Consider the following 18,707-nt stretch of genomic DNA (forward strand, 5'->3'; position numbering starts at 1 on the left):
GACAGCAAGATGGCCCCGTTCGGGCCCTACACCCGCATCGGCATCAGCACGTAGAGCGCGGTCTCGTCGGCCATGTCGTGGATCAGCGTCGGGGAACCGGCATCCGCCAGCATGAACTTCGCCTCCGTGCCGGTCAGTTGCGCGGCAACGTCGAGCAGGTATTTGGCGTTGAAGCCAATTTCGATCGGATCGGACGAATAGTCGGCCGCCAGTTCCTCGGTGGCGCTGCCCGAATCCGGGTTGTTGACCGCAAGCGTGACCTGCCCTTCGGCAATCGAAAGCTTCACCGCCCGGCCGCGTTCGGACGAAATGGTCGAGACGCGATCGACGGCGGCGGCGAAACTCTGGCGATCGATAATCAGCTTCTTGTCGTTGCCGGTCGGAATGACGCGCTGGTAGTCTGGGAAAGTGCCGTCGATCAGCTTGGAGGTCAAGATGACGCTGCCGATGGTGAAACGGATCTTGGTGTCCGACAGCTCGGTGGTCACTGCAACATCGGGATCGTCGACCAGCTTTTGCAGCTCGCTGACCGTCTTTCGCGGGATGATGACGCCAGGCATGCCCTCGGAGCCTGCCGGCGCATCGATCTCGGCGCGCGCCAGTCGGTGGCCATCGGTCGCGACCGAGCGCAGCTTCAGCTTGCCGCCGGCCTCGTGCGTGTGCAGATAGATGCCGTTCAGATAATAGCGCGTCTCCTCGGTCGAGATGGCGAACTGGGTCTTTTCGATGAGCCCCTTTAGTCCGACGGAATCGAGCCGGAAAATATGCGAGAACGACCCGGCTGAAAGCTCGGGAAAGTCGGACTGCGGCAGGCATTGCAGGCGGAAGCTCGAGCGCCCCGACGTCACCGTCATGGCGTTGCCGTCTTCGTCGGTCTTCAGCGCCACCTCCGCGCCATCGGCAAGCTTGCGCACGATGTCGTAGAGCAGATGTGCCGGGACCGTCGTCGCCCCGCCACGCTCGACCTTTGCCGGCGTTGCTTCGGTCACCTCCAGGTCCAGGTCGGTCGCCTTCATTTCAAGGCTGGCCCCCTCGGCGCTGAGCAGCACGTTCGACAGGATCGGAATGGTGTTGCGCCGCTCGACCACACGGTGAACATGGTTGAGCGACTTCAGGAGATTTGACCGTTCCAGGATAACACGCATGACGAAACAGGCTCGCTTGAATGAATGAACGGGTCTCCGGCAACCGGCGCCCCGCGAAAGGTCTGAACAGGCTCAGAATCTGCGTAAACTGACAGGAAAAACCCGGCAAACGCAAGCCCGGGCCACCGGTTCGGGCCGGCTGCACGGGCTTTCTGGGGATAAAAAGGCCGAAGTCCGCGAGCTGGCGTTTTTCGGGCCGTCAGGCCTGGTCGTTGATCAGCCTTCTCAGCAATTCGAGTTCCTGCGCCAGTGTGTTGTCGGCACCGGAAAGATCCTCGATCTTGCGCACCGCATGCAGCACGGTCGTATGGTCACGGCCGCCGAACCGCCGCCCAATCTCCGGCAGCGAGCGCGGCGTCATCACCTTCGACAGATACATGGCGACCTGCCGTGGCTTGACGATGGTGCGTGTGCGCCGGTTGGACAGAAGTTCGGTCTTCGACACGTTGTAGTGGCGCGCGACGATACGCTGGATGTCCTCGATACGCACCCGCTTGGGTTCGCCCGAACGATAGATGTGGCCAAGGATCTCGTCGATGCGGTCGATGGTGATCTGCGGTTCGAAGGATTGGCGAAACAAAAGCTGGTTGAAGGCACCTTCGAGCTCGCGTCCGCTGCCGGTCACCGTGCGGGCGACGTGGTTGAGGATCTCTTCGGAAATATCGAGCGACGCATCGTCGAGCTTGGCGGTGGCAAGCCTGAGCTTGAGCATACCGATACGCATAGCGAAATCCGGGGCTGACATTTCCAGCGCGACGCCGCCATTGAGGCGCGAGCGGACGCGGGGCTCCAGCGACTCCAATTCGGACGGCGGCCGGTCGGCAGCGACCACCACTTGCTTGGCGCTGTCGAGCAGCATGTTGATCAGATGGCAGAATTCGTGCTGGATCGACTTGCCCTGCAGGAACTGCATGTCGTCGATAATGAGGAGGTCGATGTCGCGCAGCTGTTCTTTCAGCGTCAGTGCGTTGTTGTCGCGGATCGCGGTGGCGAACCGCCACATGAAATACTCAGCCGTCAGATAGACGACCCGCGATTTCGGATTCTGCTTCAGCGATTCTGCGGCGATCGCCTGCAACAGATGCGTTTTGCCCAGCCCGACCGTCGCGTGGAGAAAGAGTGGATTGAAACGCACCGCGCTCGACTGCGATTCCGCGACCGCCTTGGCGGCGGCAAAAGCCACTCGGTTCGATGGTCCTTCGATGAAGGAGGTGAAAGTGTAGCGTGGATCGAGCGGCGAACCGAGAACATTGTGCCGGAACTCGGTTTCTGCCGGCATCCCTGGGCGGGGTGCCGGGACCCGTTCGACCCTGCTGGGGCTCGCCGTGCCGGCAGAGAGCGCGGTTTGCGTCTGCCTGGTCATCTTGCGCGCCGGGGCCACTTCTGGCTCGACGCTGTTGCGGCCCTGGCGTGTGGCGGTACGAACGACGATCTCGATCTTGAGGATCTCCGGATCCTCGTGCTTCCACAACTCGGTGATGAGATCGAGATAGTGGCCGTTGATCCATGAACGCAGGAATGCGGTTGGCACAGAGATGCGGACAATGCCCTTGGAAGATTCAGCGACCTTCATGCGCCCGAACCAACTCGAATAGACCTCGGTCCCCAGACGCGCCTTCAACTGGGCCTTGACCCGATCGAACTTCTGTTCAGCTTCATTGGAAGCCGCCATGTCGTTCCTTCCGATTAACGTTCCAGGAAATGGGAGGTCGCCTGTAAGCTCCCTTTCGATGCCGCCGCTCTGCATGATCGAGTTCCTTGTCTCTTGTACCTGTTTTCCGCCGGGGATGCGCCTCCTGCATCCATGTTTCCGGCGACCGTGTCTTCGCTGCGACACCATCGCCGCCGCCGGCTGATGAATCGCCTCGTTGTCGGTCCGGCGCCGAAGAGCCGATCCGCTTTGGTCATGTCAGGGCAACAAAATGCCGTCCGGCGAAAAACCGCCGGCGCACCGTCGACCTGCCATGTACAATTACGCCAGTCCCCTACCGTATCGAAAAGACAAACCAACCCCGTCCGCGGAGTTGAATCCGCGCTGTAAACTCTGCCAATTTGAGCTGGCCGGTTTCAGGCTGGTCAAGGGCCAAGGGCCCGTCCCTTCGATGGACAGACATTACCGAAATCGCTGTGGATAGGGCAAGGCCACCCCTAACGGATTTTTAAGGAATCTGACTGGCAAGGAACGTTTCGGACGCCATGCTGCAACAGTTGATTTTGACAAAGCCATTGTGATTCAAACCCTTTTCCGCCGAATATGAAAAAGGCCACACAACGCGAAATTTTCTGAAATAATTCACTTGACAGCCAATTGTCGCCTATCGACTGCAGCTGATGTGAACAAGCTGTGGATCACCATCGGTAAGCTGCTGAAAAGAAATGGTAATCTGTGACGCTCGGAAATTTTCGTATGGGCGGATTCGGAGGCTCCGAATATGAGCGGGCATGTATATGCCGGCAAAGCATTTCGAACTTTGAAATGCTCGCGGAGCGCCGTTTTGCGGGCTTTCTTTTAAGTACTTGCCGGCAAACGAAAAAACCCGGCGCGATTGGCCGGGTTTGAAGAAGCGCAGTTCAAGATGGATATATTAGGCTGACAGCACCTTGACCCGTTGGGCCAGCCGCGACACCTTGCGCGATGCCGTGTTCTTGTGCACCACGCCCTTGGTCGCGGCGCGCATCAATTCCGGCTCGGCCACCTTGAAGGCAGCCTGTGCGGCCGCCTTGTCGCCAGCCGCGAGCGCCTCTTCGACCTGGCGGATGTAGGTCCGGACGCGGGAGCGGCGGTTCTTGTTGATCGCGGCGCGACGGGCGATCTTGCGCGTTGCCTTTTTGGCCGAGGAGGTATTGGCCATGGTGCCTCTCTTCTGATCTGGTGGGCGCTTGCGGGATACCGCAGGGCGCAAAAACAAACGGGCAGCCACAGGGCCGCCTCGATTGGTGCGGCTTATAGTTCAGCTTTTCCGGCGCGTCAACGCTGCAGCGCTTTCTTTTTGACCGGCGCCTTCGTCATCTCATCGGTTCGTGAAATTCGGCTTCCGCTTGCCGGTGAAGGCCGCCATGCCTTCCTTCTGGTCATCCAGCGCAAACAGCGAATGAAATAGCCGGCGCTCGAACCGCAGACCCTCGGTGAGCGTCGTCTCATAGGCGCGGTTGACGGCCTCCTTTGCCATCATCACCGACGGCAAGGAAAAACCGGCGATCTTGGCCGCTGCCTTAAGCGCTTCCTCGATCAACTCGCCGGCTGGCACCACGCGCGAGACCAGGCCGGAACGCTCGGCCTCGGCTGCGTCCATCATTCGCCCCGTCAAGCACATGTCCATCGCCTTCGACTTGCCGACGAAGCGGGTCAGGCGCTGCGACCCGCCCATGCCGGGCATGACGCCAAGCGTGATCTCGGGTTGGCCAAACTTGGCGGTGTCGGCGGCAATAATGAAGTCGCACATCATCGCCAGTTCGCAGCCGCCGCCCAGCGCATAGCCCGCCACCGCCGCGATGATCGGCTTTCGTGCCCGCGTAAATTCTTCCCAGCCGACGAAGAAGTCCTGCAGATAGGCATCCACATAGGAGATCGACTGCATTTCCTTGATATCGGCACCTGCCGCGAAAGCCTTTTCCGAACCAGTGATGACCATGGCGCCAATGTCGGCATTGGCGCCCATGCTATTCACCGACGCGACCAGTTCCGCCAGCACTTGTGAATTCAGCGCGTTGAGCGCCTGCGGCCGGTTCAGCGTAATCAGCCCGACCTTGCCGCGGGTTTCGACGATGATGGTTTCATAGCCCATGCTTTGCTCCTCCTCCTCGCTTCTGGTTCAAGCCTGACAGGTCCGGCAGTGGAAAGTCGAACGACCGCTTTGCACGATACGCTCGATGTGGCCGCCACAACCAGGCTTGGAGCAGGCTTCGCCCTCGCGATCGTAAACCGCGAAGGAATGCTGGAAGTAGCCCAGCGATCCATCGGTCTGCATATAATCGCGCAACGACGAGCCGCCGGCGGCGATCGCATCGGCGACGACCGAGCGGATTGCTTCGGCCAGGCGTTCGCTCTGCTCTTTGGCTATCTTGCCGGCTCTCGCGAGGGTGCCCGCTTCGCGCAGCGGCGACAGGCCGGCCCGCCAAAGCGCTTCAGAGACGTAGATATTGCCTAGCCCGGCGATCAGCCTCTGGTCCAGAAGTGCCGCTTTCAGCGGTGACTTGCGACCTTTCAGCAACGAAGCGAGCAGCGCGCCGTCCAGTGCATTGCCTGTAGGCTCGACGCCCAATCCCGCCAGCATCGGATGCATGTCGGGCTCGCCTTCCGAAAACAGCATGAACCCGAAGCGGCGCGGGTCGTTGAAGATCACGCGAGAGCGGACGCCGGCAGGTGATACGATGTCGAAGACGACGTGATCGTGAGCGGTATTTTTCGAACGTTCGTGGTGGAACGCGCCGGGCGTTGCGCTCTCGTCGGCCGTTTCGATGCGAAACGAACCCGACATGCCGAGATGGCAGATCAAAACCGGGCCGTTGTCCACGTGGATCGTCAGATATTTGGCACGGCGGCCGAGCGCCGCAATCGTCTTGCCGATCAGCCGCTCCGAAAATCTCTCGGGGAACGGAAACCGCAAATCCGGCCGGCGTGCCTCGATACCGACAATGCGGGCACCTTCAAGGGCCGGCTGCAGGCCGCGCCTGACTGTCTCGACCTCCGGCAGCTCAGGCATGGCCATCTATCGTGGCATGGAAGGAGGTGCCGTAACGGCCGCGCGCCAGCCCGAGATGTTCGGCCACGGTTTCGCCGATGTCGGCAAATGTCGTCCTCAGTCCGATGTCTGCGCCTTTGAAACCCGGCCGCATCCCGATAACCGGAATTCGCTCGCGCGTGTGATCGGTGCCGCGCCACGTCGGATCGTTGCCGTGATCGGCGGTCAAAATGAGCAGATCGCCTGGCCTCAGCCGTGCGAATGCCTCGGGCAGGCGCCGGTCGAAAGCTTCGAGTGCGGCGGCATACCCCGCAACGTCGCGCCGATGCCCGAACTCGGTGTCGAAGTCGACAAAGTTCGCGAAGACGAGGTCGCCGTCGCGGGCATCTTCCATGGCGCCAAGCGCTTTGTCGAACATTGCCATGTTGCCGGCAGCCTTGCGGACTTCCGAGATCCCGCGATGGGCGAAAATGTCGCCGATCTTGCCGACCGCGATAACCCGGCTGCCGCGCGCCGTCAGCCGGTCGAGCAAGGTCGGTTCCGGCGGCGGTACGGCATAGTCGCGACGATTATGCGTTCGCTCGAACGTGGCGGCGGTTTCACCGATAAACGGCCGCGCGATGACGCGGCCGATATTCAGCGGATCGACGAGCCTGCGCACCACTTTGCAGAACTCGTAAAGCCGTTCCAGGCCGAAATGAACCTCATGCGCGGCAATCTGCAGGACGGAGTCGATCGAGGTGTAGCAGATCGGCTTGCCGGTGCGGATATGGTCTTCGCCGAACCGTTCGATGATCTCGGTGCCCGGAGCATGGCAATTGCCGAGGATGCCGGGCACCTTCCCTTCACGCACCATTGTTTCGGTCAATTCGGCTGGAAAGGCGGGAATCGTGTCCGGGAAGTAACCCCAGTCGAAACGGACCGGCAGGCCGGCTATTTCCCAATGGCCCGATGGCGTGTCCTTGCCGCTCGAAACCTCTTGGGCTGCGCCATGAAAGGCGGCGGCAAGCGGGGCACTGCCGGCATTCTCGAACCTGAAACCCGTCGCCGTTGCCGCGGCCTGGCCGAGGCCGAGCGCGAGCATATTTGGTACGAGAAGGGGTCCGTCACGCAGGCCTTCGCGATCGGCGCGGCCTTCTGCGCAGGCCCGCGCGATGTGTGCGAACGTGTTGGAGCCGGTGTCGCCATAGCGTTCGGCATCGGCCGCGCCGCCGATGCCGAAAGAGTCGAGGACAAAAAGGAAGGCGCGTGCCATCTAATGGTTCATCATTGCCTGTGTGTTGGCTCAGACATAGGGTTCCGCGCCGCCATTGGCAATTCGGAAACCCGAACGGCACGGCTTGGCGTGCTGGCCCGGGAGAGACGAATCGCGGCATGGTCGATCTGCCGATCGAAATGCGCGGCGTGGAACTCGCATGAGGCCTGCCCTGAACGCATTCGCCGCCGTACTGGCTTTGCTGCTGGATGCGTCTTGCGCAAACCTGGCGCGAGCCGATTGGCGCGATGTTATCGGAACGTTCCGTATCGGTATCGTCGCCGAACCGTTGCCGGTCCGAGGGACTATGTGCTGGCTGCAGCCATCGTGCGTCTAGTCTCGGCCCGCGGTCGCAAGCAATAGCAACAGCCCGTTAGCGGGCTTCAGGCGTCAGCAATCGCTGCACGGAATGGTCGGGCTCCTGCGCGGCCGCAGATAATAAGTTTCCGCCATCGATATCGAATTGAAGACCGAGCTCAACCCGAACCGGCTTTGGCCGTCCGCCGACCAGGTGATGATTGGCTTGTAGGCGAGATCGCTTTCGACCCGAATGAGGAAAGTGCCTTTGATCTTGAGCGCGCTCGGGACCGTTGTGGTGGAATCCTTGACCGCGTCGACACTAGACACGCCATCGACCAGCTTGCGCGACCACACGACCAGGACTTTCGGCGTCGTCTCGTTCGTCACCTGTATCGCCGTGATAATGATCTTCGGTTTCGAGCGGTTGTAGGGCTGCAGCGTGGAACTGCCGATCGCCATGATGGCATCGACATCGGCCGCCTTGATGGTCTGCTGCTGCGTGACGAGATCCGCTACCATGCTGCCGATGCGGCTGACCTTCTTGCTGGTCTCGATGGCTTGCGAGGCCTCCATTGTCATAAAGTACATGATCAACAGGACAGGCACGATGAGGGCAAACTCGACAGCCGCAATACCGCGGCGGTCCGAGCAAAGCCGGACTGCTCTTGTACAAATCCCTGCGATGCCCAGCTGTGCCCCCGCACGAATCATGGCTTTGCCCTTTTCAAGCGACTACGTGGTTCAGTTGTCGAACGGCTCGTTCTGCCAAGTGATCGAAGCAAAATGCAGCGTTTTGCCGTCCTTTAGGTTGGCCATCGATTTGGCCATGAAGTCGGTCATCACCGGCCATTTGTAAAAAACCCGCAGCATGTTTCTCGACTCCGCCAGGCCAGGTGCGACGGTGAAGGTCTGTGTGCTCGTGCCCTTGGTCAGCACGACGTCACCATCCTGGATCTTGAAACCGGCCAGCGCCGCATCGGCGAAGGTGGGATATTCGCGCAAGTCCACCAGCAATCCGGGACAGGTCTTGGCGACCATGATCTCCAATTTGGTGCAGATCATATCCCGCAGCTTGGTACCGGACACATCGGTCGGTCTTAGTTGGCCGGTACGCAGCTGGCGCGCGATGTCGTCGGTGGCGTTTGCCATCACTTCCTGTGCGGCAAAAGAAATGCAGCTCTCCAGGATGGCGAAGACAAGAAGCGCGAAAGGAATTGCAAGCATGGCGAATTCGATCGCCGTGCTTCCGCGGCGGTCGCCCAGAAACCGTCTTGGAAAACCTGCTCGTCCTGCCTTGCTCATGTCCTCTGCCCGCCGATGCCGCTTCTGTATCGGTCCCACCCTTAGTCGGAACCGATTGAAGTCCGGTTGGAATGACCATTAAATTCAACGGGAAGGCCTTAACCCGGCGATAACCGAAGCACGTTCCCGCTAAAGGCGGAGACGTCGGCTAGCTAATGCCCGGCGCTCATTTCGGCTTCAGAGGCCTTCTCGGCATCGCTCTTATACGAGCTTTCGCAATATGGCGCGCAGGACATGGTCTGTACTTCGGAACGCCGATAGATGCGCACCGACGACGCTGCCTGGCGCACGACGGTTATTTGCTCATCGACGATCGGGTTACCCTCTTGGTCGAGGACGACGAGATTGGTGACGCCAAATCCCTTGCCGGTCAGTACGATGGTCGATGCGTCCTGCACGGAGGCGTCGGCGATCGCCGGATTGCCGACGACAATCGTATCGGCGGCGCGCGACAATTTGATAATCTTTGCCTGGTTCATCGTCACCTCGATGCCGGCGCCGGCCTTGGCTGGAAAGGCGAAAGCCGCTGCGGCAAAAAGCACGGCAACTGGAAATGATGATCTCGGCCCGGCCATTGAGGCGCCCCCTGGCAAACTGTTCAACAGAACATGAACGAGATTGGTGAACCAACCGTTAAGCGGCTGGAGTTCAGGATTAAGCCGGAACCGGCATTGGGCCTAGCCGGCACGGCAGAACGTCCTTGCCGAATTGCGCCTTTTGCGCCTTTTGTCAGCCCGTGGGCCCAGCGGCGGGTATTTTAGTTCTGGGTTAACCACGCAATGTCGTCGAAGCGGGAAAGGAATCGGTAAGCCTGTTTATTAAGCCGATTGAAACAGCTTCTCCTTAGATTCGCAGTATCCGATCAGCCACCAAGAGAAGTTGACGGAAGTGCTGTAACAATTGGAGTAGGAGCTCGAATGTCTAACCTCATCGCACGTTTTGTGAAGGACGAATCCGGCGCGACCGCTATCGAATACGGTCTGATCGCCGCCCTTATCGCGCTTGCCATCATGGTCGGCGCCGGCTCGCTCGGCAACGCGCTGAACGCCAAGTTCAGCACCATCTCCACTAAGGTGAGCGGTAGCTGATCGTAACTCGCTTGTTCTCCAAATAAGGGCCGCCGCACTGGCGGCCCTTATTTAGTCTTTAGTCCCAGCACGATTTGAAATTCGGGCCTCATCAATCGTTAAGCGAATGTGACTAGGCTGAGGGCCAGATGCAATTTGACCACAGGCGCGCCGATGCTTGAAGCCGTGATCTTCGTCGTGTTTCCGTTCTGCATGCTGTTTGCCGCAATCTCCGACATGCTGTCGATGACGATCGCCAATCGCGTGCCGGTGTTGCTTGTGGTTGTCTTCGCCTTGGTTGCGCCTTTGGCCGGCATGGACTGGGCCACCTATGGCTGGCATTTCGCCGCCGCCGGCCTGGTACTCGCGGTGACGTTCGGCCTGTTCGCGCTCGGCGGTATGGGCGGCGGCGACGCCAAGCTGCTGGCCGCCACTGCGATGTGGATGGGACTGAACATCCATCTCATCGAATACCTCGTCGCCTCGACATTCATCGGCGGTCTGCTGACGCTTGCCATCCTCGCCTATCGGAAATCGCCGCTTGCCGCCGTCACAAGCCACAATCCGTTCCTGCGCCATTTCGCCGATGAGGCGACCGGCGTTCCGTACGGCATCGCGCTTGGCGTTGGCGGTCTGCTCACCTATTCCGACTCGCCATTGATGGCCTGGGCACTTACCAGGCTGGCGGGCTGAATTTCGCTTTACGCCGTTGGCGCCGAGCAGGCGAGTTGGCCACGTTTTCCTTCGGGCCGGGCTTGTCGATCTAATTTATATAAACGTTAAATTAATCACGATCGTAAGTATAACATTAACCTTGTTTTGACGATTGCCGCTGCAAAGTCCCGCTTGGCTACGTGGTTTGCCAAGGCGAGGTTCGGACAGATGCCAGCATCCCGATTGATTATTCTGAGCGTGGCGATAGCCGCGGCCGGTGGTGCAGGCTATGTCGCGAAGAACATGGTCGTGGCTCCCCCGCCTCCGGTTGTCGATTCCGGTCCTCAGGCGCCGACGATCGCACTGCAGGATGTGCTTGTTCTTTCCGGCGACGTTCCGATGGGCAGTCCGCTTGAAAACAACATTTCCTGGGAGTCATGGCCGTCCGCCGGCATCAACGCAAATTTCATCACCCGCGCCGCCGAGCCTGAAGCGCTGGACAAGCTGAAGGGCGCCGTCGCCCGCGTGGCGCTCTACGCCGGCGAACCGCTGCGGCGCTCGAAGCTGATCGGTGAGGGGCAAAGCTTCATGTCGTCGATCCTGCCCTCCGGCATGCGGGCTGTTGCCACAAGCATCTCGGCCGACACCTCGGCCGGTGGCTTTATTCTTCCCAACGATTTCGTCGACGTCATCATGACCCGCAGAGCCGATCCCGCCAATGGCGGTGGTTCGGGCTTCACGACCGAAACTATTCTCAAGAATATTCGCGTCCTGGCGATCGACCAGACCATTCAGGAAGACGAGGAAGGCAAGAAGACCAGGGTGGGCCAGACCGCCACCCTGGAACTGACGCCGCAGCAGTCAGAGATCATCACCGTCGCACAGCAGATGGCGGATCGCCTGACATTGGCGCTGCGCTCGATCAAGGATAGCCAGGACAAGAATGTGGGCGAAGCCGATTACCTGGTTTCCGGCAATGGCCGGCGCGGAACGGTGCGGTTGATCAAGTCGGGCGAAGTTTCCGAAGTGGGGGCAAGGAAATGAGTCTAAAAACCAAACTGCCGCTCACGCTGGCTGCGGCGATCGGCCTGTTTCTCCTTGGAACGAATGCATATGGCATCCTCGATGCCAGTGCGGCGGGCAATGCCAGGGTTACGGCTTCGACCGCCACCCAGCGGGTCAAGCTTGGACTGAACAAGTCGGTGGTCATCGACCTCCCGAGTGATGCCTACGACATTCTCGTCGCCAACCCCGCTGTAGCCGACGCGGTGACCCGCACCGCCAGGCGCATCTATCTGTTTGGAAAGGCGGTCGGCGAGACCAATATCTTCGTCTTTGGCCCGAATGGCGAGCAGATCGTCAGCCTTGACCTAGCGGTCGAACGTGACGTCGCCGGGCTGGAGGATTACATCAAGCGCTTCATCCCGTCATCGGAGGTCAAGGTCGAGTTGCTGAACGACAACGTCGTTCTGACCGGAACCGTTGACACTCCTCTGGACGCCAAGCGCGCGGCTGATCTGGCGAACATCTTCGTGTCCGGCGGCGAGGCGACCACGGGTCAATATTCGCAGACCGCTGCCGGCGGTTCGGCTGAAGCCGGCGTCGCCATCGACAACCCGGATGCCGAGCGCCGCGTCAGCAAGATCGTCAACCTGCTGCAGATTATCGGCGACGACCAGGTGACGCTGAAGGTGACGGTCGCGGAAGTCAGCCGCTCGGTGATGAAGCAGCTCGGCGTCAACATGGTCGGCAACGGTAGCAGCAACGGCATTAGTTGGAAGTCGTTCAGCACCCCCGCATATGGATTAGGAAAACCACTGTCGCAATTTTCGGGGGCCTCGATCGGCACCTCGACGCTCCAGGCGTACATAAACGCCATGGAGCAAAGCGGTGTCATGAAGACGCTGGCCGAGCCGACTCTCACCGCCGTCTCCGGCGAGAAGGCGACCTTCAAGGTCGGCGGCGAATTCAATATCATCACCGGCCGAACAAGCAACGTTTCAAACGACAATCAAACTGGCCAGATTACCTACGAGCACGAACGCCTTGAATATGGAATTGGGCTCGAATTCCAGCCGGTCGTGCTCTCGGCGGGCCGCATCAGCCTAAAAGTGAGGACGTCGGTTTCGGAACCTACGACGGAAGGCGCGGTAGCGCTCGAAGGGCTTGGTGACTTGCCTGGCACCACTTTTCTGTCGATCCGCAAACGCTTGGCCGACACCACGGTGGAATTGCCCTCCGGCGGTTCCATGATGATCGCGGGCCTTGTCCGCGACGACATCAGGCAGGCGGTTGCCGGGTTGCCCGGCCTGACCAAAATACCGGTGCTAGGCACGCTGTTCCGCAGCAGGGATTTCGTCCGCAACGAGACCGAACTCGTCATCATCATCACGCCCTATCTGGTGAAGCCGGTGGCGCGCAACGATCTTGCCAAACCGGATGACAATTTCAACGCAGCCAGCGATGGCGCCGGCATGTTCCTTGGCCGCGTCAACCGTGTCTACGGCACCATGCAGACCGACAAGCCCAACGGCCGCTATCACGGCGTTGTCGGCTTCATCTACAAGTAAGCGGGGAAGTGGACATGTCTCAGTCAGTATCGAAGGCAAGGGCGGTCACCGCGATACGGTCCGTCCATTCGCGAATCTGGCGGCCGGCCGTTCCCATCATAGCGATCGCGGTGGCGGCATCACTGGCCGGCTGCGCCAATCGCGACAGCGTCACGGTCGGTGCCATACCGGACGATTATCGCACCACTCATCCGATTGTCATCGCCGAGAAGATCCAGAAGATCGACCTTCCGGTCGGCGCCGGCGACCGTGGCATGACCAGATCCCAGCGTAACACGCTCCTCGGCTTCCTGGACGGATACGACAGGAGCGCGGCTCCGGTGCTGACGATCGAGATTCCGAGCGGCTCGGCCAACGAAATCGCAGCGGCCGCGGCCGGCCGCGATTTCGCCAGGCTGGCCATAGCCAGCGGCATCAGCCGGAAGCGGATCGCCATGCGGTCCTATCAGTCTGTTTCGGCCGAAGCGTCCGCACCGGTCCGTGTTGCTTACGTCTCGGTGAAGGCTCAGACGGATAAATGCGGGCGCTGGCCCGAAGACCTGCTGGAGACTTCGGAAAACAAGCACTATGCCGATTTCGGCTGTTCGTATCAGAACAACCTGGCTGCCCAAATGGCCAATCCGTCCGATCTGATCGGGCCACGCAAGCCGACGCCGATCGACGCGGAAAATCGCGGCGCGGTGATCGACGTCTATCGTGACAGAGGTATTTCGGACGAATTCCTCGGCAATTCGGAAGTCGAATATTAACGAGTGTTGAGGCTCAACAAACCCTAAGCCGCGCAAGTCACGGAAAGTGATGATAATGAGCAATCTTGCCTATGAAACAGAGGTACCGGGCGGCGAAACCTCGGAGCAGGATATTGCCGCGATGCAGGCGTTGCGGCCGATCCCGCGCATTTCGATCCAAGCATTCTGCGAGACCGAAGGCGTAGCCAATCCGGTCGAGCGCGCCGGCGAGGATCGCCGCATGGCCAAGGCCCATCTGAAGGTGCATATGGGGGGCATCCCCACCGCTATCGAATTCTATCAGTCGGCGCCGACACCGAACCTGATCCTGCTTGAATCGCGCAGCGAGCCGAAGCTGTTGCTGGAACAACTCGCGCAGCTCTCCGAGCATTGTGACCCGAGCTCCAAGGTGGTGGTTGTCGGCCATTACAACGATGTCGGCCTGTACCGCGAACTCATCCGCTCGGGCATTTCCGAATATGTCATCGCGCCCGTATCGATGGCCGACATCGTCAGCGTGGTGTCTTCGATCTTCGTTGATCCGGAAGCTGAGCCGATCGGCCGCTCGATTGCCTTCATCGGCGCCAAGGGTGGCGTCGGCTCCTCGACCATAGCCCATAATGTGGCGTGGGCCATGTCGTCCCTTTTCAAATCCGAAGTGGTTGTCGCCGATCTCGACCTCGCCTTCGGAACGGCCAATATCAATTTCGACCAGGACCCGGCGCAAGGCATTGCCGAGGCGGTCTTCTCGCCGGAACGCGTCGACGAGGTCTATCTCGACCGGCTGCTCGCCCAATGCGCCGAGCATCTGTCGCTGCTTGCGGCACCTTCGACCCTGGAGCGGGTCTACGATTTCGATCCTGACGCCTTCACCCAGCTTATCGACATAGCCCAGCGTAGCGCGCCGCTCCTCGTGCTTGATGTTCCCCATGTCTGGGCCGGCTGGACCAAGAACACCCTGGTCAAGGCCGACGAGATCGTCATCACGGCTACGCCCGAACTGGCCAATCTGCGCAACACGAAGAACCTGGTCGACATGCTGAAGCGGCTTCGTCCGAACGATCCCGCACCAAAGCTTGTAATCAACCAGGCCGGCGTGCCGAAACGTCCCGAGATTACACCGTCCGACTTCTCCGAATCACTCGGCCTTTCGCCGATGTCGATCATCCCGTTCGAGCCCCTTTTGTTCGGAAATGCTGCCAATAATGGGCGTATGCTCGGTGAAATGGATGCCAAGAATCCGGTCGTCGCCACGATCAACGAGATCGCCCATGTGCTGACAGGGCGCAGCGAAATCAAGGTGAAGAAAAAGGCTGGCCTCGGCAACCTGATCGGCAAGCTTTCGCGCAACAAGAAGTGATGCCTCAGCGGTGGAATTGGTAAGCGATCATGTTTGGTAAAAGAGGCAGCGACGACGGCAACCGGACCATTCCGGAATTCCGTCAGCCAGCACCTGCGCCTGCTGCGCCGGCGGCCGCGAACCCTGTGGAAGCGGCTGTAGCTGCCAGGCCGGCGGCGCTGCCGCCATCTGGTGCGCCGGCGGTTCGCCGTGCGGTCGAGCCGCCGCCATTGGCCCCGGAGCCGAAAACGATCCAGCGCCAAAAGAGCGAAACCTACTACGATACCAAAAGCCAGGTCTTCGCCGCACTGATCGACACGATCGACCTGTCGCAGCTGGCCAAACTCGATCCCGAAAGCGCGCGCGAGGAAATCCGCGACATCGTCAACGACATCATCGCGATCAAGAATTTCGCGATGTCCATCGCCGAGCAGGAAGAGCTTCTCGAGGATATCTGCAACGACGTTTTGGGCTACGGGCCACTGGAGCCACTGCTTGCCCGCGACGATATTGCCGACATCATGGTCAATGGCTCCAAGAACGTCTACATCGAAGTCAACGGCAAGGTCGAGCAGACCGGCATCCGTTTCCGCGACAACCAGCAGCTCCTCAACATCTGCCAGCGTATCGTCAGCCAGGTTGGCCGCCGCGTCGATGAATCGAGCCCGATCTGCGATGCGCGTCTTCCTGATGGCTCCCGTGTCAACGTCATCGCACCGCCCCTGGCTATCGACGGCACCGCACTTACCATCCGCAAGTTCAAGAAGGACAAGCTGACGCTCGACCAGCTGGTCAAGTTCGGCTCGATTTCGCCGCAAGGGGCCGAGATTCTCAAGATCATCGGCCGTGTTCGCTGCAACATTGTCATCTCGGGCGGTACCGGCTCAGGCAAGACGACGCTACTCAATTGCCTGACCAACTATATCGACCGCGAGGAACGCGTCATCACCTGCGAGGACTCAGCTGAGCTGCAATTGCAGCAGCCGCATGTGGTGCGTCTCGAAACCCGTCCGCCGAACCTCGAAGGCGAGGGCGAAGTGACCATGCGCGACCTGGTCAAGAACTGCCTGCGCATGCGGCCCGAACGCATCATCGTCGGCGAAGTGCGCGGACCCGAAGTGTTCGACCTGCTGCAGGCGATGAACACCGGCCATGACGGCTCGATGGGGACGATCCACTCGAACAGCCCGCGCGAATGCCTCAACCGTATAGAGTCGATGATCGCCATGGGCGGCTACACGCTGCCGCAAAAAACCGTGCGCGAAATCGTCGTAGGCTCCATCGACGTGATCATACAGGCTGCACGCCTGCGCGACGGATCGCGGCGGATCACCCACATCACCGAGGTGATCGGCATGGAAGGCGACGTCATCATCACCCAGGACATCGTTCTCTATAACATCAAGGGCGAGGACGCGAACGGCAGGCTGCTGGGCGAGCACGTGTCGACTGGCATCGGCCGTCCTCATTTCTGGGAGCGCGCCCGCTATTACGGCGAGGAGCAGCGCCTCGCGGTTGCGCTCGAGGCGATGGAGAAACGCGCTGACTGATCCGTCTGGAAGCGTGGGGGCCAGGGTCGATGTTCGGAATTGACGGCACCGTATTGGCATTCGTCGTGCTCGCCGGCTTCAGCGCCGGCGCTGTGGCCTATGCTTTCCTGTTCAACCGGATCAGCACCGAGAAGCAGGTCGGCAAGCGGCTTGAATCGATCAAGACCGCCGAGACGGATCGTTCGGTCGTCAAGGCTTCGCGCGATCGCGTGGCGGAAGCGGCCAAGCGTCGCAAGTCCGTCCAGGATTCGCTGAAGGATCTCGATCAAAAGCAAAAGTCCAATCAGAGCCTGGTCAAGAAGCCACCGCTGAAGATCCAAATCCGTCAGGCAGGCATGAAGATCTCGCTTGAGCGCTTCTATGTCTACTCGGCGGTCTGCGGCGTCGTCTTGACGGCTCTTGTCTATTTCATCGGCGCACCACTGCTGGTCTTGCCGGCTGCGCTGCTGGTCGGCGTCTTGGGTCTGCCCCGCTGGTTCGTCTCGTTTCGCCGCGCGCGCCGCGTCAAGGCGTTCCTCAACGAATTTCCGAACGCACTCGATATCATCGTGCGTGCGGTAAAATCCGGTCTGCCGCTGAACGATGCCGTGCGCCTGATCGCCAACGAATCCCCCGAGCCGGTCAAGACCGAGTTCCGCCGCATCGTCGATTCGCAGCAAATGGGTTTGTCGATCCCCGACGCTGCCATGCGCATGCCAGAAACGATGCCGTGCACCGAGGCGAGCTTCTTCGGCATCGTCATCCAGATTCAGTCTCAGGCCGGCGGCAATCTTTCCGAAGCGCTGGGCAATCTTTCGCGCGTGCTTCGCGACCGCAAGAAAATGAAAGCCAAGGTCCAGGCGTTGTCCATGGAAGCCAAGGCATCCGCCGTGATCATCGGCGCCTTGCCTTTCGTCGTCGCCTTTCTCGTCTATTTGACGAGCCCGAACTACATCATGCCCCTCTTCACCACCAGCACCGGCCATCTGATCCTCGGTTGTTCCGGCATCTGGATGTCGATGGGCGTCCTGGTAATGCGCAAGATGATGAACTTCGAAGTCTAGGACTCGCGTATGACCGATCACGTCATCAGAACTCTCACCGATCCGTCTCTGCTGATCGCACTGCTGGTCGGCATTGCGGTGTTTGCGACCGTCTTCACGCTGCTGCCCGCCTTTGGCGGAAACCAGCTCAAGGCGCGCATGAAATCCGTGGCGCTGGAGCGCGATGAGCTGCGCGCCAAGCAGCGTGCGCGGCTGGCAGTCGAAGCCGACCGCCGACGCAAGGGCCTGCGCGAAGAACAGTCGGTCGGCATGCGCAATATTGTCGATCGCCTGGATCTCAGGCGTGCGCTGGCGGATGAAGGTACCTTGCAGAAATTGAAAGTGGCGGGTTTTCGCGGGCAAAATCCGCTGACGCGCTTCCTTTTCTTCCGTCTCGTTCTGCCCTTTATCGGCTTTGCATTGGCGGCGATGTATCTGTTCGTGCTCGGAGGATTGCCCGAGCAGCCGCTTTTCGTGAAGCTGTTCGTGTGCATCGTGGTAGCCTATGCGGGGTTCTACGCGCCGGTGCTCTACGTCAACAACCGCGCTACCAAGCGCAAGCAGTCGATTCAGATGGCGTGGCCGGACGCGCTCGACCTGTTGCTGATATGCGTCGAGTCCGGCATGTCGGTGGAAGCAGCGCTTCGCAAGGTCGCCGATGAGATCGGCGCGCAATCGGTGGCATTGGCGGAAGAATTCATCCTGACCAACGCCGAGCTTTCCTATCTGCAGGAGCGCAAGCAGGCCTACGAGAACCTTGCAAGCAGAACCGGCCTGGAATCCGTCAGGTCGGTGTCCCAGGCGTTGGTTCAGGCCGAGCGCTACGGCACGCCGGTGGCGCATGCTCTGCGCGTGCTTGCCGCTGAGAGCCGCGACATGCGCATGAATGCCGCCGAGAAGAAGGCCGCGGCCTTGCCGCCGAAGCTCACCGTGCCGATGATCCTGTTTTTCCTGCCGGTGCTGTTCGCCATCATTCTGGGTCCCGCCGGCATCCAGGTGAGCCAGCGCGGCATCTTTGGCGACCAGCCGAAATCCAGCAGCGAGTAGCGCCAGTAGCGTCGCCACAAACGCTGATATGATTTCAAAGCCGCGC

The 18,707-nt window shown here is 60.3% G+C and carries 18 protein-coding genes and 1 pseudogene; 10 read left to right on the top strand and 9 right to left on the bottom strand.

The genetic code is table 11. From position 1 onward, the window contains the following. Positions 1–26: 26 nt before the first annotated feature. The 6 genes from dnaN to NKG60_RS12225 form a co-directional block, all read right to left on the bottom strand. Complete coding sequence (gene dnaN / locus NKG60_RS12200) at positions 27–1,145, bottom strand: DNA polymerase III subunit beta (RefSeq protein WP_023676920.1); 1,119 nt, start codon at positions 1,143–1,145, stop codon at positions 27–29. Positions 1,146–1,344: 199 nt separating this feature from the next. Then, entirely contained in the window at positions 1,345–2,892 is a 1,548-nt protein-coding gene (gene dnaA / locus NKG60_RS12205) for a chromosomal replication initiator protein DnaA (RefSeq protein ID WP_376702025.1), read from the bottom strand. 838 nt (positions 2,893–3,730) lie between these two features. Further along, the gene (gene rpsT / locus NKG60_RS12210; protein ID WP_023676922.1) at positions 3,731–3,997 is read right to left on the bottom strand and encodes a 30S ribosomal protein S20; all 267 of its coding nucleotides are present in this window, start codon (positions 3,995–3,997) and stop codon (positions 3,731–3,733) included. 159 nt (positions 3,998–4,156) lie between these two features. Next, on the bottom strand, positions 4,157–4,930 hold the full coding sequence (locus tag NKG60_RS12215) for an enoyl-CoA hydratase (RefSeq protein WP_023719544.1): 774 nt from the start codon (positions 4,928–4,930) through the stop codon (positions 4,157–4,159). A 27-nt stretch (positions 4,931–4,957) separates the two neighbouring features. After that, a complete protein-coding gene (mutM, locus tag NKG60_RS12220) occupies positions 4,958–5,848 on the bottom strand; it encodes a bifunctional DNA-formamidopyrimidine glycosylase/DNA-(apurinic or apyrimidinic site) lyase (protein ID WP_352664246.1) in 891 nt (296 codons plus the stop codon). Next, positions 5,841–7,082 carry a phosphopentomutase gene (locus tag NKG60_RS12225; RefSeq protein WP_352866200.1) on the bottom strand — a complete coding sequence of 414 codons (1,242 nt, stop codon included), beginning with the start codon at positions 7,080–7,082 and terminating at the stop codon, positions 5,841–5,843. Before NKG60_RS12225 ends, mutM begins: the two co-directional genes overlap by 8 nt. Before the next feature lie 160 nt (positions 7,083–7,242). Here NKG60_RS12225 and NKG60_RS32240 point away from each other — a divergent pair. Then, a pseudogene (locus tag NKG60_RS32240) lies at positions 7,243–7,371 on the top strand (phosphate/phosphite/phosphonate ABC transporter substrate-binding protein); the annotation flags it as partial. Positions 7,372–7,472: 101 nt separating this feature from the next. Here NKG60_RS32240 and NKG60_RS12230 read toward each other — a convergent pair. The 3 genes from NKG60_RS12230 to NKG60_RS12240 all read right to left on the bottom strand — a co-directional run bounded on the left by NKG60_RS12230 (position 7,473) and on the right by NKG60_RS12240 (position 9,259). Next, positions 7,473–8,093 (bottom strand): TadE/TadG family type IV pilus assembly protein, encoded by a 621-nt coding sequence (locus NKG60_RS12230; RefSeq protein ID WP_352664242.1) that lies wholly within the window; start codon positions 8,091–8,093, stop codon positions 7,473–7,475. A 30-nt stretch (positions 8,094–8,123) separates the two neighbouring features. Further along, positions 8,124–8,684, bottom strand: coding sequence for a TadE/TadG family type IV pilus assembly protein (locus NKG60_RS12235; RefSeq protein ID WP_352664241.1), 561 nt, complete (start codon positions 8,682–8,684; stop codon positions 8,124–8,126). Between the two features lie 152 nt (positions 8,685–8,836). Then, positions 8,837–9,259: a pilus assembly protein N-terminal domain-containing protein gene (locus NKG60_RS12240; RefSeq protein ID WP_352455128.1), complete on the bottom strand. Its 423-nt coding sequence runs from the start codon at positions 9,257–9,259 to the stop codon at positions 8,837–8,839. Positions 9,260–9,601: 342 nt separating this feature from the next. On the opposite strand from NKG60_RS12240, the gene NKG60_RS12245 reads away from it, so the two are divergent. From NKG60_RS12245 to NKG60_RS12285, 9 genes are all read left to right on the top strand, one after another. Then, the gene (locus NKG60_RS12245) at positions 9,602–9,772 is read left to right on the top strand and encodes a Flp family type IVb pilin (protein WP_352488184.1); all 171 of its coding nucleotides are present in this window, start codon (positions 9,602–9,604) and stop codon (positions 9,770–9,772) included. Between the two features lie 153 nt (positions 9,773–9,925). Further along, on the top strand, positions 9,926–10,444 hold the full coding sequence (locus NKG60_RS12250) for an A24 family peptidase (protein WP_352866204.1): 519 nt from the start codon (positions 9,926–9,928) through the stop codon (positions 10,442–10,444). 189 nt (positions 10,445–10,633) lie between these two features. Next, positions 10,634–11,449: a Flp pilus assembly protein CpaB gene (gene cpaB, locus NKG60_RS12255; protein WP_352488187.1), complete on the top strand. Its 816-nt coding sequence runs from the start codon at positions 10,634–10,636 to the stop codon at positions 11,447–11,449. Further along, entirely contained in the window at positions 11,446–12,975 is a 1,530-nt protein-coding gene (locus NKG60_RS12260) for a type II and III secretion system protein family protein (RefSeq protein WP_352866207.1), read from the top strand. Before cpaB ends, NKG60_RS12260 begins: the two co-directional genes overlap by 4 nt. A gap of 14 nt (positions 12,976–12,989) precedes the next feature. Continuing rightward, positions 12,990–13,724 (top strand): CpaD family pilus assembly protein, encoded by a 735-nt coding sequence (locus NKG60_RS12265; RefSeq protein WP_352664234.1) that lies wholly within the window; start codon positions 12,990–12,992, stop codon positions 13,722–13,724. A 55-nt stretch (positions 13,725–13,779) separates the two neighbouring features. After that, complete coding sequence (locus tag NKG60_RS12270) at positions 13,780–15,063, top strand: CpaE/TadZ family protein (protein ID WP_352664232.1); 1,284 nt, start codon at positions 13,780–13,782, stop codon at positions 15,061–15,063. Between the two features lie 29 nt (positions 15,064–15,092). Next, the gene (locus NKG60_RS12275; protein ID WP_352664230.1) at positions 15,093–16,592 is read left to right on the top strand and encodes a TadA family conjugal transfer-associated ATPase; all 1,500 of its coding nucleotides are present in this window, start codon (positions 15,093–15,095) and stop codon (positions 16,590–16,592) included. 29 nt (positions 16,593–16,621) lie between these two features. Beyond that, complete coding sequence (locus NKG60_RS12280) at positions 16,622–17,635, top strand: type II secretion system F family protein (protein ID WP_352664228.1); 1,014 nt, start codon at positions 16,622–16,624, stop codon at positions 17,633–17,635. 9 nt (positions 17,636–17,644) lie between these two features. After that, the gene (locus tag NKG60_RS12285) at positions 17,645–18,661 is read left to right on the top strand and encodes a type II secretion system F family protein (protein WP_292654024.1); all 1,017 of its coding nucleotides are present in this window, start codon (positions 17,645–17,647) and stop codon (positions 18,659–18,661) included. Positions 18,662–18,707 lie beyond the last annotated feature (46 nt).

Origin of the sequence: Mesorhizobium sp. M1428 (genome assembly GCF_040317515.1) — a bacterium.
Lineage (GTDB): Bacteria > Pseudomonadota > Alphaproteobacteria > Rhizobiales > Rhizobiaceae > Mesorhizobium.

Excerpts from the sequence above, each read along its gene's own strand:
- dnaN (WP_023676920.1), bottom strand. The coding sequence starts at position 1,145 with ATGCGTGTTATCCTGGAACGGTCAAATCTCCTGAAGTCGCTCAACCAT.
- dnaA (WP_376702025.1), bottom strand. The coding sequence starts at position 2,892 with ATGCAGAGCGGCGGCATCGAAAGGGAGCTTACAGGCGACCTCCCATTT.
- rpsT (WP_023676922.1), bottom strand. The coding sequence starts at position 3,997 with ATGGCCAATACCTCCTCGGCCAAAAAGGCAACGCGCAAGATCGCCCGT.
- NKG60_RS12215 (WP_023719544.1), bottom strand. The coding sequence starts at position 4,930 with ATGGGCTATGAAACCATCATCGTCGAAACCCGCGGCAAGGTCGGGCTG.
- mutM (WP_352664246.1), bottom strand. The coding sequence starts at position 5,848 with ATGCCTGAGCTGCCGGAGGTCGAGACAGTCAGGCGCGGCCTGCAGCCG.
- NKG60_RS12225 (WP_352866200.1), bottom strand. The coding sequence starts at position 7,082 with ATGGCACGCGCCTTCCTTTTTGTCCTCGACTCTTTCGGCATCGGCGGC.
- NKG60_RS12230 (WP_352664242.1), bottom strand. The coding sequence starts at position 8,093 with ATGATTCGTGCGGGGGCACAGCTGGGCATCGCAGGGATTTGTACAAGA.
- NKG60_RS12235 (WP_352664241.1), bottom strand. The coding sequence starts at position 8,684 with ATGAGCAAGGCAGGACGAGCAGGTTTTCCAAGACGGTTTCTGGGCGAC.
- NKG60_RS12240 (WP_352455128.1), bottom strand. The coding sequence starts at position 9,259 with ATGGCCGGGCCGAGATCATCATTTCCAGTTGCCGTGCTTTTTGCCGCA.
- NKG60_RS12245 (WP_352488184.1), top strand. The coding sequence starts at position 9,602 with ATGTCTAACCTCATCGCACGTTTTGTGAAGGACGAATCCGGCGCGACC.
- NKG60_RS12250 (WP_352866204.1), top strand. The coding sequence starts at position 9,926 with ATGCTTGAAGCCGTGATCTTCGTCGTGTTTCCGTTCTGCATGCTGTTT.
- cpaB (WP_352488187.1), top strand. The coding sequence starts at position 10,634 with ATGCCAGCATCCCGATTGATTATTCTGAGCGTGGCGATAGCCGCGGCC.
- NKG60_RS12260 (WP_352866207.1), top strand. The coding sequence starts at position 11,446 with ATGAGTCTAAAAACCAAACTGCCGCTCACGCTGGCTGCGGCGATCGGC.
- NKG60_RS12265 (WP_352664234.1), top strand. The coding sequence starts at position 12,990 with ATGTCTCAGTCAGTATCGAAGGCAAGGGCGGTCACCGCGATACGGTCC.
- NKG60_RS12270 (WP_352664232.1), top strand. The coding sequence starts at position 13,780 with ATGAGCAATCTTGCCTATGAAACAGAGGTACCGGGCGGCGAAACCTCG.
- NKG60_RS12275 (WP_352664230.1), top strand. The coding sequence starts at position 15,093 with ATGTTTGGTAAAAGAGGCAGCGACGACGGCAACCGGACCATTCCGGAA.
- NKG60_RS12280 (WP_352664228.1), top strand. The coding sequence starts at position 16,622 with ATGTTCGGAATTGACGGCACCGTATTGGCATTCGTCGTGCTCGCCGGC.
- NKG60_RS12285 (WP_292654024.1), top strand. The coding sequence starts at position 17,645 with ATGACCGATCACGTCATCAGAACTCTCACCGATCCGTCTCTGCTGATC.